The organism is Bacillus sp. 103mf, assembly GCF_900116295.1.
In the GTDB taxonomy this organism is placed as follows: domain Bacteria; phylum Bacillota; class Bacilli; order Bacillales; family Bacillaceae_G; genus Bacillus_A; species Bacillus_A bruguierae.
Map to the genome: position 1 here is coordinate 122,356 of NZ_FPAF01000002.1, position 14,775 is coordinate 137,130.

At 35.6% G+C, this 14,775-nt stretch carries 17 protein-coding genes; 12 read left to right on the forward strand and 5 right to left on the reverse strand.

Features of this window, described 5'->3' with window-relative positions; genetic code table 11:
* Window positions 1-466 precede the first annotated feature (466 nt).
* On the reverse strand, window positions 467-622 hold the full coding sequence (locus BM350_RS07145) for an imidazoleglycerol-phosphate dehydratase (protein ID WP_090915362.1): 156 nt from the start codon (window positions 620-622) through the stop codon (window positions 467-469).
* Window positions 623-754: 132 nt separating this feature from the next.
* Window positions 755-1,174: a MarR family winged helix-turn-helix transcriptional regulator gene (locus BM350_RS07150; RefSeq protein ID WP_139207655.1), complete on the reverse strand. Its 420-nt coding sequence runs from the start codon at window positions 1,172-1,174 to the stop codon at window positions 755-757.
* Between the two features lie 380 nt (window positions 1,175-1,554).
* Here BM350_RS07150 and BM350_RS07155 point away from each other — a divergent pair, with 380 nt between their 5' ends.
* Window positions 1,555-1,995 carry a YrvL family regulatory protein gene (locus BM350_RS07155; protein WP_090915360.1) on the forward strand — a complete coding sequence of 147 codons (441 nt, stop codon included), beginning with the start codon at window positions 1,555-1,557 and terminating at the stop codon, window positions 1,993-1,995.
* Between the two features lie 64 nt (window positions 1,996-2,059).
* Window positions 2,060-2,614, forward strand: coding sequence for a thioredoxin family protein (locus BM350_RS07160; protein ID WP_090915358.1), 555 nt, complete (start codon window positions 2,060-2,062; stop codon window positions 2,612-2,614).
* 26 nt (window positions 2,615-2,640) lie between these two features.
* On the opposite strand, the gene bacA is transcribed toward BM350_RS07160, so the two are convergent.
* Window positions 2,641-3,432: an undecaprenyl-diphosphate phosphatase gene (bacA, locus tag BM350_RS07165; protein ID WP_090915356.1), complete on the reverse strand. Its 792-nt coding sequence runs from the start codon at window positions 3,430-3,432 to the stop codon at window positions 2,641-2,643.
* Between the two features lie 182 nt (window positions 3,433-3,614).
* On the opposite strand from bacA, the gene BM350_RS07170 reads away from it, so the two are divergent.
* The 5 genes from BM350_RS07170 (at window position 3,615) to BM350_RS07195 (ending at window position 7,835) form a co-directional block, all read left to right on the forward strand.
* Entirely contained in the window at window positions 3,615-4,973 is a 1,359-nt protein-coding gene (locus tag BM350_RS07170; RefSeq protein WP_090915354.1) for an MATE family efflux transporter, read from the forward strand.
* A 190-nt stretch (window positions 4,974-5,163) separates the two neighbouring features.
* Window positions 5,164-5,634, forward strand: coding sequence for a L,D-transpeptidase (locus BM350_RS07175; protein ID WP_090915352.1), 471 nt, complete (start codon window positions 5,164-5,166; stop codon window positions 5,632-5,634).
* A gap of 652 nt (window positions 5,635-6,286) precedes the next feature.
* On the forward strand, window positions 6,287-6,463 hold the full coding sequence (locus BM350_RS07185; protein ID WP_090915351.1) for a 2-isopropylmalate synthase: 177 nt from the start codon (window positions 6,287-6,289) through the stop codon (window positions 6,461-6,463).
* A gap of 18 nt (window positions 6,464-6,481) precedes the next feature.
* Window positions 6,482-6,631: a hypothetical protein gene (locus BM350_RS26830; RefSeq protein ID WP_090915349.1), complete on the forward strand. Its 150-nt coding sequence runs from the start codon at window positions 6,482-6,484 to the stop codon at window positions 6,629-6,631.
* 295 nt (window positions 6,632-6,926) lie between these two features.
* Window positions 6,927-7,835, forward strand: a complete 909-nt coding sequence (locus tag BM350_RS07195) for a phosphotransferase family protein (RefSeq protein ID WP_090915347.1) — start codon at window positions 6,927-6,929, stop codon at window positions 7,833-7,835.
* 74 nt (window positions 7,836-7,909) lie between these two features.
* On the opposite strand, the gene BM350_RS07200 is transcribed toward BM350_RS07195, so the two are convergent.
* Both BM350_RS07200 and BM350_RS07205 read right to left on the reverse strand, forming a co-directional pair.
* Window positions 7,910-8,356, reverse strand: a complete 447-nt coding sequence (locus BM350_RS07200; protein WP_090915345.1) for a flavodoxin — start codon at window positions 8,354-8,356, stop codon at window positions 7,910-7,912.
* A 568-nt stretch (window positions 8,357-8,924) separates the two neighbouring features.
* A complete protein-coding gene (locus tag BM350_RS07205) occupies window positions 8,925-10,103 on the reverse strand; it encodes a M20 metallopeptidase family protein (RefSeq protein ID WP_090915343.1) in 1,179 nt (392 codons plus the stop codon).
* A 321-nt stretch (window positions 10,104-10,424) separates the two neighbouring features.
* On the opposite strand from BM350_RS07205, the gene BM350_RS07210 reads away from it, so the two are divergent.
* From BM350_RS07210 to dltD, 5 genes are read left to right on the forward strand one after another with little or no spacing between them, the layout of a single operon-like run.
* Window positions 10,425-10,571, forward strand: a complete 147-nt coding sequence (locus tag BM350_RS07210; protein ID WP_090915341.1) for a teichoic acid D-Ala incorporation-associated protein DltX — start codon at window positions 10,425-10,427, stop codon at window positions 10,569-10,571.
* Between the two features lie 12 nt (window positions 10,572-10,583).
* The gene (gene dltA / locus BM350_RS07215) at window positions 10,584-12,098 is read left to right on the forward strand and encodes a D-alanine--poly(phosphoribitol) ligase subunit DltA (protein WP_090915339.1); all 1,515 of its coding nucleotides are present in this window, start codon (window positions 10,584-10,586) and stop codon (window positions 12,096-12,098) included.
* The gene (gene dltB, locus BM350_RS07220) at window positions 12,095-13,285 is read left to right on the forward strand and encodes a D-alanyl-lipoteichoic acid biosynthesis protein DltB (RefSeq protein ID WP_090915337.1); all 1,191 of its coding nucleotides are present in this window, start codon (window positions 12,095-12,097) and stop codon (window positions 13,283-13,285) included. The genes dltA and dltB overlap by 4 nt, the downstream gene beginning before the upstream one ends.
* Before the next feature lie 58 nt (window positions 13,286-13,343).
* Entirely contained in the window at window positions 13,344-13,583 is a 240-nt protein-coding gene (dltC, locus tag BM350_RS07225; protein WP_020061867.1) for a D-alanine--poly(phosphoribitol) ligase subunit DltC, read from the forward strand.
* A complete protein-coding gene (gene dltD / locus BM350_RS07230) occupies window positions 13,580-14,755 on the forward strand; it encodes a D-alanyl-lipoteichoic acid biosynthesis protein DltD (protein WP_090915336.1) in 1,176 nt (391 codons plus the stop codon). The genes dltC and dltD overlap by 4 nt, the downstream gene beginning before the upstream one ends.
* The last annotated feature ends 20 nt before the right edge of the window (window positions 14,756-14,775 follow it).

Sequence of the window (14,775 nt, forward strand, 5' to 3'; positions counted from 1 at the left end):
CGGGCTTTTATGGAATAAAAAATAGAAAATTCCTAATTCCTTCACTCCAAGTTCACATTGAATTCACATCAGTCTTTTATAGTATAACTATCGAAGCTGTTCCTCCCTAATAATGAGACATCCCCAATGTCTCGAACAGCTTTCTGTCCCTAACTTAAATTGACATAAATTGTCCCCCTTCCTAAGCCATCTTGAAATACAAAGATGGCTTTTTTTTATCTCACTACTTATATTCCCTCCTGATATATAAATCTATTTTAAATTTTCAACATATAAGTCGCTGCTATGCAGAATACAACATGACCGCTATTCACATGTTGCCTTTGTTTTAAACCTCGCATGTGGCAGGAAAAGGCCCTGACCGTTTCTATGCACGGCCAGATGTTCTCGCCCACCTCAAAAGAAAGAGGGTTTTCTCTCGATTTTTTAATTTGTATTTATATAGAAAAGAAGAAGTGAATATACTTCACTCCTTCCTTGATTTGCTTCCTTTTTTCGAACGATATTCTTTTCCTTTATTATTATCACCAGCAATAAACTCTGTACCAAATTCCTGTTGATATTGTCCGGCTTTAGGTGCCCCTTGATTCCCACTCCCTATACTACCATTACGATTTGTCATACAACTTCCTTCCCTTCTTTATCATAATATTGTTAGTATGCTTCGTTTCATTCAAAATACACATGAAAAGCCTTCGCTAGGTTGCGAAGGCTTTAACGATTCCCCAATGTAAAATACATAAAATGATTTATCCTAAATTAATTTTTGCGAAATAGCGATCATAACCGTCATTTCCTCTTCAGATAAAGCAGAAAATCGTTCTTTCAAATACAGCTTGTTCTGTTTTTCCATCTCAGCTACTAACTCTTTTCCTTTATCAATAATCTCCAAATAGACGACACGGCGATCTGACGTACTACGCGAACGCGTTACAAGTCCTTTTTTTATTAATTTTTCTGCAACAGCCGTAATATGACTATTCGATACATTCAATTCATTCGCAACGCGGGAAACCATTTCCTTTTGGTTTCGATTTAAAATACGTAACACGAGAAATTCATTCCACGGAATATAATCCTCAAAAATTTTGTTCATATCATTACGGATTGTACGAAACATAGCAAAAAAATTTGTCGACAAATTCTCGATCAGCAACTCGCGATTGTTAACCATTTTATACAGCACCTCTATGTATTTAATATAGTTAAATAAAAATATTATGAACTATATTAACGTACTTTTTTCATTTTGTCATCCCTTTTATTTGGAAATTCATGTATCTTTTCTTCATCGTTTGGAAATAGATGATAAAGGTTGCTTTTAAAACATGCTGTACATTTAATCAGCGCGAAAACAGGGTGCCTCTATGCATCCTGTTTTCATTTTATTCTACTCAAACAAACCACGTACAAATATGTTCACATTTTATGTAAACTTCTCATCATTAGAAAATACACCTCACTACTAAAATTTTTTTACCTTATCACTTCCCTCCCTCTCCTAAGAAACGTTATAATAAAGTTATAGTTAATTTTTACCAAAAGGAGATTTATATGAAAGAACAAGACGAACGGTTTTCAGATTTAAATATAAAAGAAAAAACACTTGTAATTAGTAGTATTTCCCTACTCATTTTTCTCGCATTGGCTTTTATATTTTTTGTTTCTGTTGGTATATTTCATCTTATTGGGATCGAATATACATCTCGAACAACTCTTCTTCTCTTTTTTGTATTAAGCCTTGTTTTAGACATATTTAGTAGTTTTGGAATTGGTTTGTGTAAAATATTTTTTAACGCTCCATTAAACCAAATGCCCAAATGGCTCTCATTTCTCCTTCTTGCTATTTTACAAATTTCCTTTGATTGGATTACAATTCATATTACAGATGAATGGATTGATGGGGTTACCATTTCCAATATAGGAGAATTGCTAATTGTCCTAACCTTTTTCACAATTGATAAACTATGGCTTACCGATAAAAAGGAAAAGTAATATTACAAGCTTTTCACAAAAAAACTTGATACAATATGAGAAAATATAGAAAGGAGTGTAATGCATGACATTACTTCAATGGTTTGAAAAAGGCATGTCCTTTGATACATATGTAAATAATATGAAAGTAAACCAATACGAATTACTACACATTTACAATAACTTCTTAATTCCAAATGAACTTCTTCCAACTTTAGAGACACGTCAAAATGACAACTTAAAGGTTATCGTTTTAACCGCAGATTGGTGCGGTGATGCCCTTCTTTGCGTACCAATTATGAAGCGTATTTGTGAAGTTGCTGGCATTGAGATGAGCTTACTCATTCGCGATGATCATTTAGAGTTGATGGATCAATATTTAACAAATGGGACAGCACGTGCAATTCCAATTTTTATTTTTACAGATCAAGATGGGAATGAAAAGGCGGTATGGGGACCTCGAGCACCAAAAGTACAAGAGTTGGTTACCTCTATGCGTGCAACACTTCCTAATAAGGAAGATCCAGGGTTCGAAGAAAAACAGCAAAACATGTATGCAGAATTCCGTAAAACATTAGCTTCTGACACATCAATTTGGGAACACGTCATGGAAAATATAATAGAAAAAATAGCAAAATAAAAAACTGCCAAATGGCAGTTTTTTCATTATAAAACAAAGAAATAAAACACCGCAGCAAGAATGAAACGATAATATGCAAATGGTGTTAATTTCACACGAGATAATAATTTTAAGAATGAAACAATCGCTAACATCGCAACTACAAATGCAGTAATAAATCCGCTCGCAAATAACGGAAGATCTGCTGCACTTAATTCACTCCAACTCTTAATTAAGTCAAGACCTGTTGCCGCAATCATCATTGGTACCGCAAGAATAAATGTATATTCAGCAGCTGCTGTATGAGATACACGAGCTAATAACCCACCACTAATCGTAGACCCAGAACGTGAAAATCCTGGCCATAGCGCTAAACATTGAAACATCCCAATTGTGAATGCTTGTTTATATGTAATCTCGTCCAATGTTTTTGCTGTGCTTGGTTTTGAAAACTTCTCAGCGATAATCATTAAAATACCACCAGCAACTAAACTAATAACAACCGGTCCTGTCCCGAATAAAATCTCCTTGATTTTGCTATGAAATAAAAAACCAAGTAAACCTGCTGGAATCATTCCGATAATAATATGTAATAAGTTTAATGATGGCCCTTGCTTTACTCGTCCAATTCCCACTAATGACCATAATCGTTTCCAAAATACAACAACAACCGCTAAAATGGACCCTAATTGCACAACAACTTCAAATGTTTTTGCTTTATCTCCTTCAAATCCAATTAAATGCCCTGTTAGAATCATATGTCCTGTTGATGATACAGGTAAAAACTCCGTCAATCCTTCAACAGCACCCATGATTAATCCAATTAACCAATCAGCCACATTCGTGCCTCCTTAATACCTTATAATGCTTCATTCACACTTTATCATAATACCTCATCTTTACAAAACACGCATCGTTTTTTTCAAATTCACTCTCAATACATGGGTACACATTACTTTTCTAAATTCTTATTCAATAGTATGATTAAAGCGGTTTGTTTGTATTTCAGAAAGGAGTATATATGAAAGAAACTACATCAATTTCACAAAAAATAAAACAATTTGTCTTATTATTTTTCCCCATATTCGTTACACAAATATCATTATTTTCCATGAGTTTTTTTGATACTACGATGTCAGGCCATGCGAGTGCTACTGATTTAGCTGGCGTTGCAATTGGAACAAGTATCTGGATTCCAATTAGTACAGGATTAACAGGTATTTTAATAGCGACCACTCCGATTGTCGCTCATCTTGTCGGTTCCAAACAAAAAGAAAAAGTGTCTCACGTTGTGACACAAGCTGTATATTTAGCGATTTTTGTCAGCTTTATCGTTATACTAATTGGTTTTTTTGCAGTTTCACCTATTTTGCATGCCATGCATTTAGAACCACAAGTAGCACAGATTGCTAGTCAATTTTTAAACATTATCGCATTTGGTATCATTCCACTGTTCGTCTATACCGTACTTCGCGGTTTTATTGACGCCTTAGGAAAAACACGGACAACAATGATTATCACTTTACTATCTTTACCGATTAATATCATTTTGAACTATGTGCTCATTTTTGGTCATTTCGGTTTTCCTAAACTCGGAGGTGTCGGAGCTGCGATCGCCTCAACAACCACATATTGGTGTATTTTACTGATCACGATTATCATTGTTCGTACGAAAGAACCGTTCTCTTCCTATGGTGTCTTTCAATGTTTCTATCGCCTCTCTCTATCTAGCTGGAAGGAATTATTAAAACTCGGGATACCTATTGGATTTGCTATCTTTTTTGAAACAAGTATTTTTGCTGCTGTTACGTTATTAATGAGTAATTTTAATACAACAACCATTGCTGCTCACCAGTCTGCAATAAATTTTGCGTCTCTTTTATATATGACACCACTCAGCCTATCTATGGCAATGACCATTTCTGTTGGATTCGAAGTCGGTGCATCCAGGTATAAAGATGCCAAGCACTATAGCTTTATAGGTATTGGATTGGCACTAGCTTTTGCATTTGTTTATTCGCTCTTACTATTTGTATTTGATGAAAATATCGCTTCTATTTATACAAATAACCCTGTTGTACACGACTTAACGAAACAATTTCTAGTGCTTGCGATTTTGTTCCAATTTTCTGATGCCATTGCCACACCAGTACAAGGTGCACTTCGCGGTTATAAAGATGTAAATGTAGCTCTTATTATGACGCTCGTTGCCTATTGGGTCATAGGTCTGCCGCTCGGTTATATCCTTGCAACCTATACACCTTTGACTGCAAAAGGATATTGGATTGGACTCATTTTAGGATTGGCTTTCGGGGCAATCTTTTTACTCGCTCGTCTATTGCAAGTACAGAAAAAATATATTGCAGTAAAAAGCCGCTAAATAGCGGCTTTTTAACATCTGAAAAATACCAAAAGAACACCCCCTTCTTTTTCATCTCTCTACTTTTTGAATTCATTCATTTTTTGAGTACATTTATGATAATCTGTAATATTTAAAAAAAAGGATAGGATTCCTTATAAAAGAAAGCTATAATAGATTTGGATATATATATAAAGGAGATTAATTGAATATGAGGAAAATTATGATCGCACTACTATTATTCTTTTCTTCTATGCTTCCTATCAAAGCAGTCAACGCAGAGACAAATCAGCAAGATCATTTGCTAGTCGTCAATGTCGCGACAAATAAGATGGCATATTATGAAAAGGGTAAACTTATTAAAGAGTTTACAGTTGCTACCGGCAAAAGCAGTACAAAAACACCTTTAGGAAAGTACACGATTGTCAACAAAATTAAGAATCGACCATACTATAAAAGACACATTCCTGGCGGTGATCCACGTAATCCATTAGGCGATCGTTGGCTCGGTCTAGATGTAAATGGAACAAAAGGAACAACATATGCCATCCATGGAACCAATAACGCAAATGCTATTGGAAAATGGACAACACTTGGTTGTATTCGCATGTATAATGATGATGTACACTGGTTATTTGACCGCGTTCCTGTCAATACAACTGTAATCGTCACAAACAAATAAAACAAAACATAATTCTTTTTTTGAAGAAAAAGTTCTTAATAAAGAACTTTTTCTTCTTTTACAAAAAAACATCATTAATTCGTTATAAAAGGATATTTAAATATAGATTCCCTTCTCTTTTCAGACTTTCCCCTTCTTCATCATGATTTTCCTTATTTTTTAATTTATCCCGCTATTCGTGGGCGGTAATGCTCCCACCTCAAAATTCGGTAAAGCACTGTCCAGTTCCAGTGGCTAGAATGTTCGGTGGCTTCGCTTCTTCCTACGAGGTAAAAAACACCTCTACGTCAGAAGCTCCATCCCCCTCACATTCTGGACGAGCCACTTCCACATTTCTTTGTTGTCCAGCTCTAGCGGCTAGAATCTCCGGTCGTTTCGCCCCCTCGGACGAGGCAAAAAGCGCCTCTCTGTCAGAGGCGTGGGCGTCCTGCGATTCTGGGCGAGCCGCTTCCGCTTTTCTAAAGAAGTTAGGTGGGAGATAAACTGCCAAAAGCCCGATTGGAAGGGCTAATAATCAGTGGGGGATGAAGAAAACCCCCACTGATTAAAGTTTCACTTTATATATAAATTCTCATTCAATGCTTAGCATACTAAGTGTATATTTCTTTCTTATAGCGCGTAACCTATCAATACAGTGAAAGGAGTTGCAACAATGGACGAAACAGAAGAACAACAATCTCATCAAGAAGAGTTTGCACCGGAAATTTCACCTAGTTATCGTCAAGATGTACATCCCCCCTCTCGTTATTCGAACATGGCGTTTTTAGTAGGAATTGTCGTGTTTGCAGCTGTACTACTATTACTTATTACCTTCGTATATTTTAGATAAAGGACAGGAGGAATATATATGAATAACAACTCAGCAAATTCAAGTAAAAGAGTTTTAAAAACACAAAAGGGCTACGCCGGAGATTCTTTGAACAAACATAGGGCTATTGAAAATGCAAATCTTGATTTGAGTAAAAAGGAGATTGGCCAACAAAACGAGAATTTATAAGGCGGGATTTCCATAATAAAATTTTATATAAATACAAATTGAAAAACGACATAAAAAAACCCTTTCTTTTTTAGGAGGACGTGAGCATCTGACCGCGCATAGAAACGGTCAGGGCCTTTTTCTACCACATGCAAGATTTAAAACAAAAGGAGAAAGCGAGTTCAAGTCATGTTGTGTTCTACATAGCAGAAACTTGCATGTCGAAAAACCAAAATGCATTTATATAGAATAGCAAAAGAAGTCCCTAATTTAGGGATTTTCTTTTGTATGATTACTTAACGAAAGAGGCAAAAAAATGATAAACTATACGCACTATATTCAAAAAACACTCCCCGATTTACCTATTCATTCCTTTCATCAAGATGAAAGCGGCTGGGATAATGTCGCTATTATCGTAAACGATGAATGGTTATTTCGATTTCCTAGAAAAATTGAATATGCGAAAAAAATCCCTCGTGAAAAACAATTATACGAAGTACTACTTCCTATACTGCAAGATGGGCAGATAGAAGTACCGAACTATCATATTCTATACGAAAACGAAGAAGATTCAATTCCTGTTTGTAGTTACTATAAAATGATTCATGGCAAACCATTCAAATCATCTTATTTACATAATCTCTCAATCAATGAAAAAGCACACATTGCCGCGCAACTTGCATCATTTCTTGCTGCTTTGCATACAGTTCCTACTACACTTGCAAAAGAATGGGGCTTTCAAGTTGAGAAAACTATTAAATATTGGAAGGAATTACATATAAAACTAAGAGATTATCTGTTTACCACATTTACAATAGAAGAAACTGATCGATTGCATACACTATTTCAAATATTTGTAGAGCAACTATATATAAACTCTTCCTTACAAACCGTTATTCATGCCGACTTAACACATAACCATATTCTATTTCATCCTGACAAAAAGCAAATTGCCGGCATCATTGATATAGGAGATGCACAAATTGGCGATCCCGCGTTTGATTTTGCTGGATTATACGCTGACTATGGGCATGACTTTACATTAGAAGTGTACAACAAATATACTGCTTTAACGAATAACAAGGATGCAACATTTTTTGAGCGAATTATCTCCTTTTATCAATATAGTCCTATACTCCATGACCTTGTATATGGTTTCGAAACAAATAATGAAAAAATAATTGAAACAAATAAACAACGATTGTTACATATTTTCAACAAATAAAAAGGTGCTTTGTTGCACCTTTTTATTTCATATTTGATATTCTCCTACACTTGCTCTTCATTGCGCTCTCACCATTAAGAAAGATGATGTACAAACTCCTTCCCAAAACGAAGGCATGCTTCAACATCTTCATCTTCTGGCGTTAATTCCACTTTTAACCCTTCAAGTACAACTTTAGCTCCGCGTTCTTGTAATTTTTCAATTAAAATATCAACAGCTGCCCCGTATTTCGGATATGCAGAATCACAAGAACCAAACACTGCTGCTATTTTCCCTGTTAAATCCACTTTATCCATTTCATCATAGAAATCTAAGAAATCATCCGGTAAATCACCATCTCCCCACGTGTATGCACCTAGTACAATTCCATCATACTCTTCTAAAATAGACGCATCTGGTGATAACATTATATCGATTACTTCAATTTCTTTTTCCGCCTCGCGAATTGCCCCGGCAATATAATCTGCCATTTCCTCTGTATTTCCACTCATACTTGCAAAAATCATTACTAACTTACTCATTAAACTCTCTCCCTTTATTATGTATCTTATATATGTTTAGTGCTCTTATACGAAAAATGATATTGATAATTATTATCATTTATAACAACACAAGATTAATTGATAATAATTATCAAAGTCAATATTTTTTTTAAAATTAATGAAAAGATACAAGCTTGTCCGGGAGACATGCATATATTATAAATGAGCATAGTTCTTTCTTAACCCTCTCTAACGGAAAGAAATAGAAGCAACTGCGAATATCGCAGTTGCTCTTTTTTTATCCTAGAATATAAAGTGAAACTTCCATCAGTGGGGTTTTTCTTCATCCCCCACCTATCTTCTTAAGAAAAGCGGAAGTGGCTCGTTCAGAATGTGAGGGGGATGGAGCTTCTGACGTAGAGGGGTTTTTTACCTCGTAGGAAGAAGCGAAGCCACCGAACATTCTAGCCACTGGAGCTGGACAATGTTTTCTCAGAATCTTGAGATGGGAGTCTTACTACCCTAAAGTAGCGGGATAAACAAGAATTGAAGCGATTTCACTTATTGCGGAGCATTTGTTCATTTCCCACTGTTTGTTCATTTTACTTTAATCTTTCAATAGTTCCATTGCAGTTTGCAAGAATAATTGTGCACCGCGAATTAATGCTGTTTCATCTACATCAAACTTAGGATGATGATGCGGATAACATGTTTCTTTATTTCCATTCCCTGTTCCTAGCTTTACAAAACAACCTGGAGCCTTTTGTAAATATGCAGAAAAATCCTCTCCCCCCATAGAAGGTGAAAGTGAGGTAATACTTTCTTTTCCAAACAATTTAATCGCACTATCTTCTACTATTTTTGTCACATACAAATCATTTATGACCGGATTATATCCATACCGATACGTATATGCGTACGTTGCATCATGTGCCGCTGTAATTCCTTTTACAATTTGTTCAATAATCCCTTCAGACTCTTGCCTTAAGCTATTCTCAAAGCAACGCACCGTTCCTACAATCGTTGCTGTCTCAGGAATAATATTATCGGCTGTTCCAGCGTGAAATTGCGTAACCGACACCACCCGTTGTTCAAATGCATCAGTCCGTCTTGAGACAAGATGCTGTAAATTTGTAATAATTTGTGCGCCAATTACAATAGGATCCACTGTTTGCTTTGGATGAGCAGCATGTCCTCCTCGTCCTTTAATTTCAATTGTAAATACATCAGGTGCTGCCATCATCGGTCCATAGGAAATTCCTATTTGCCCACTATCTAGTTCTGACATTACATGCAAACCAATAACATAATCTACGCCGTCCATAACGCCTGCCCTGACCATCTCTTGTCCTCCACCAGGGTATTGTTCTTCAGCGTGTTGAAACAAAAGACGAATTTCTCCCCCCCAGTCACCATCATATTTTGCTAAAGCTTCTGCTACACCTAGTAAAATTGCGGTATGTGCATCATGACCACAAGCATGCATAACTCCTGGTACAATTGATGCATACGGCTTCATTGTCTGTTCTTGAATTGGAAGTGCATCTATATCTGCTCGGATTGCAATAGTCTTACCAGGACCTTTTCCTTTTCGCTTTGCCATTACACTACATGCTGTTGGCCTCGTTAAGTCAAAATAAGAAAAAGAATGTAATGTATCATATATAAACTGCGATGTATGCTTTTCCTGAAATGACAACTCAGGGTGCTGATGCAAATAGCGTCGCCAATTTCGAATATTTTCTTCAGAAAGATAACATAACCAATCTACTTGAGATGTTTTCATCCGCTTCAACTCCCTATTCTATTTCTAACAATCTTATTCCATCATTAATAACCGTATTCACTTGTTTAATAACAGTTTATGTACTATCTTAGTTAGAAGTAACATATTCTTGTCTCTTTCCATTGCAAAGGAATTACAATTTAATCTGGAATGTAATATAATTGTTAAGTTAGGGATTTTCTTTTTTAACATTTAGTGCTACTATCAGAAAAGAGCCTTTCCGTCTTGCATTTACCTAAAATGTGGAATTTTTGTGTTTTTCAAAGCGATGTAGGTTATGATACTTACATACGGATACTATTTCTATAGAGAGGGACAGACATGAAAACATTAAAAGAAATATGGTCTCAACCACTCACGCAATGGATTGCAAAAACTTGTTACTACCTTGCGATTTTATTTGCTTTACTATGGTTGTATGGATTCCAAGATACAAATACAAGTACATTTATTTACAATGAATTTTAGGGTGGGAGCGTTATGAAGTTATTAGAACAGATTGAAAAGTGGGCGCTTGAAACGCCTGACCAAAACGCCTTCGTTTGGCGAGATGCGAAAATTACGTACAAACAATTAAAAGAAGACTCTGATGCATTAGCACATTGGATTTCTTCTCAATATGAAGATGATCAATCACCAATTATGGTATACGGACATATGCAACCAGAAATGATTATCTGTTTCCTAGGGTGTGTCAAAGCTGGTCACGCATATATTCCAGTAGACGTATCAATTCCTGCTGATCGTGTATTGCGCATTGCGGAAAGTTCTGGTGCAAAGCTGCTGTTATCTCCAACTGATGTTACAATAGCTGATTTACCAGTTCATATTATTGATGGAAACAAATTAGAAGACATTCTTCATACTCATAAAGGAAATATCCCAAATCCTGAACATGCAGTAAATGCTGAAGACAACTTCTACATCATTTACACATCGGGTAGTACGGGAAATCCAAAAGGTGTACAAATTACGTATAACTGTCTTGTAAGCTTTACAAAATGGGCGGTTGAAGACTTCAATTTACAAACAGGACAAGTCTTCTTGAACCAGGCGCCTTTCTCGTTTGACTTATCTGTTATGGACATTTATCCATCATTAGTAACTGGTGGTACACTATGGGCAATTGATAAAGATATGATTGCACGTCCAAAGGATTTATTTGCTTCTTTAGAACAATCAGATGTACAAGTTTGGACATCTACACCATCCTTTGCAGAAATGTGTTTAATGGAGCCATCTTTCTCAGAAGGTATGCTTCCAAATATGAAGACATTCTTATTCTGTGGTGAAGTATTATCTAATGATGTTGCAAAAAAACTGCTAGAGCGTTTCCCAAAAGCTACGATTATGAATACATATGGACCAACAGAAGCAACTGTTGCGGTGACTGGTATTCATGTAACAAATGAAGTAGTGGAGAAATATCAATCTCTTCCAGTCGGTTACTGCAAATCAGATTGCCGTATCATCATTATGAAAGAAGATGGCACAGTTGCAGCTGATGGTGAGAAGGGTGAAATCATCATTGTTGGTCCAAGTGTAAGTGTTGGATACCTAGGAAGCCCTGAATTAACAGAAAAAGCGTTCACTGTTATTGACGGCGAACGTGCTTATAAAACAGGTGACGCTGGTTATTTAGAAAATGGTCTTCTTTTCTATAACGGTCGTCTCGATTTCCAAATTAAGCTACATGGTTATCGTATGGAATTAGAAGAAATTGAACATCACCTTCGTTCTTGTTCATATGTGGAATCTGCTGTTGTACTTCCAATTAAAAAAGGTGAAAAATACGACTACTTATTAGCAGTTGTTGTTCCAGGTGAACATTCTTTTGAAAAAGAATTCAAATTAACATCTGCGATTAAAAAAGAACTCAATGAACGATTACCAAATTACATGATTCCACGAAAATTCATGTATCAATCTTCTATTCCAATGACACCAAATGGAAAAGTAGATCGTAAAAAATTATTGAGTGAGGTTACAGCATGACCCCATATGCATCATTTTACTTTTTCGCTATTGTAGGCATTTTGCTTATCCCTACCATTATTGCTGGGTTACAAGGGAAAATGCTGCGCAAATATAATGCGGTTGTAACACTTATTATGCTGGCTGTTATCTTTTCAGATAAACCAATACAAGCTGTTTCACTAGCAATATTTGCAATTTGGCAATATATTTTGATTAAAGGTTATTTAACATTAAGACAGCGTGATAACAAAACGAGTATCTTTTGCACTGCTGTTGTTTTATCGATTTTGCCGCTTATTTTAGTAAAAATCGTACCTGTTATACCAGCTTTAAAATCAATCGCATTTTTTAGTATACCTGCTAGCAGCTTTGTTGGATTTCTTGGTGTCTCATACTTAACATTTAGAGCTGTACAAATGGTATTTGAAATTCGTGATGGGCTTATTAAAGAAGTATCACTATTCAAGTTTTGGGAGTTCCTTCTATTCTTTCCATCGATTTCAACAGGTCCAATTGATCGTTATCGTCGATTTCAAAAAGATGTGGAAAACCCACTATCAGCTGATAAATATAAGGAAATGCTTTATACGGGAATCAATCGTATTTTTCAGGGCTTTCTTTACAAATTTATTATTGCGTACTTAATTAAAAATCATATTTGGGATGCGGCAATTTCTAAAAAAGCTACATTTATTTCATTTATGACTGATATGTATTCTTATAGTTTCTATCTATTCTTTGACTTTGCAGGATATAGCGCATTTGTAATCGGTGTAAGTTATATAATGGGTATTAAAATGCCTGAAAACTTTAACAAGCCTTTTTTAAGTCGTAATATTAAAGACTTTTGGAACCGTTGGCACATGACATTATCTTTCTGGTTCCGCGATTTTATTTATATGCGCTTTGTCTTTTTTGCGACAAAGAAAAAATTAATTAAAAACCGCTATACAATTTCTTATATCGGTGCATTTTTAAATTTTGGAATTATGGGCATTTGGCATGGACTAACGTGGTATTATATTACGTATGGCCTGTATCATGCAATTTTGTTTATTGCGTTTGATATATTTGAACGTAAAAATAAAAAGCTGAAATTTTGGCCGAATAATAAATTCACACATGTCCTTGGAATTATCATTACATTCCACTTCGTTTGTCTCGGCCTCCTACTCTTCTCGGGTAAGCTAGGCAGACACTTTTAGTTAAAAACTTCTTAGGAAGTTACACATAATATATTATGGATATAAAGGAGAATAAACAATGGCTGAATTTAAAGATCAAGTATTAGATATTTTAGAGGAAGTATGTGAAAATGACATCGTTAAGGAAAATACAGATGTACAATTATTTGAAGAAGGAATTCTTGATTCTTTCGGTACAGTATCGTTATTAGTAGAATTCCAAGAACGTTTAGGCATTGAAGTGTCTATTTCTGACTTTGATCGCGACGAGTGGGCAACACCAAACATGATTATTAAGAAACTGGAAGATATGCGATGAAAAAACCAACGTTTGGCCCGATGCTTCTAGCATTTGCTCTTTTTTGCGTGGTGTTATTTATTCCACCACGCTTCCTTTTACCACTTATCGGGGAGCAAAAGGTCGACGATGCCGCAACATCTTTAAAGAAAGAAATGTTTCAAGGCATTGCACTGCAACAAAAGATGCTAGACAATCCAAAATACCTTCCGATGTATGGTTCATCGGAATTTTCTCGATTGGATGTGTACCATCCATCGAACTACTTTAAAGTAAAAGATCAAGAATTTACACCGTTTCTTATCGGTCGCGGTGGAACACAAAGTCTTACTCACGTATTAAGTCTAGCTTCCTCAATGGATCAGTTAGAAAATCGCAAAATTGTCTTTGTCCTTTCACCACAATGGTTTGTAAAACAAGGTTTAGATGAAGTGCATTTTGCGCCAAACTTTTCGTCTCAACAAGCGTACCATCTCATCTTTAACAATGACTTAAATCCTGAGATGAAAAAACAAATTGCTAAGCGCTTATTAGGATTTGAAATTGTTCGTAAAGACACACTCCTGAAAACTTCTTTAGAAGGAATTGTGTATGACGATACAGAACATAATCTGAAAGCGGCGGCTGCAAAACCATTTGCATACGTATATCGTAATATTTTAGACCGCAAAGACATGGTTGCATCAATATTTGATATTAAACCGCGAAAAACACATTTAGATCCTGAATTAAAATCGCTTGCTTGGGAAGAAATTCGTAAGCGAGCAGAAAAAACTGGTGAAATGGAATCTAAAACAAATCCATTTGGCATTGAAGATCCATACTATAACAAAGGGATTAAGAAAAAATTAGAACGTCTAAAAGACTATCGAGCAAATGAATCATTTGATGAATCACCAGAATATGACGATTTCCAATTAGTCTTAGACATTTTAAAACAAACGCATGCAAAACCATTATTTATTTCTGTTCCCGTTAATGGTCCATGGTACGATTATGCTGGATTCCCGAAAGAACGCCGTGATGTATACTATAAAAAAATAAATGAACAAATTACCAAAGCTGGTTTCCCAGTTGCAGACTTTTCAAGCCATGAATATGATAAGTATTTCTTAAAAGATACGATGCATTTAGGTTGGGAAGGCTGGGTATATGTCGACGAGGCCCTTCAACAGTTTTATCAAAATAACTAAAAAGAACGCTTGAATTTTTC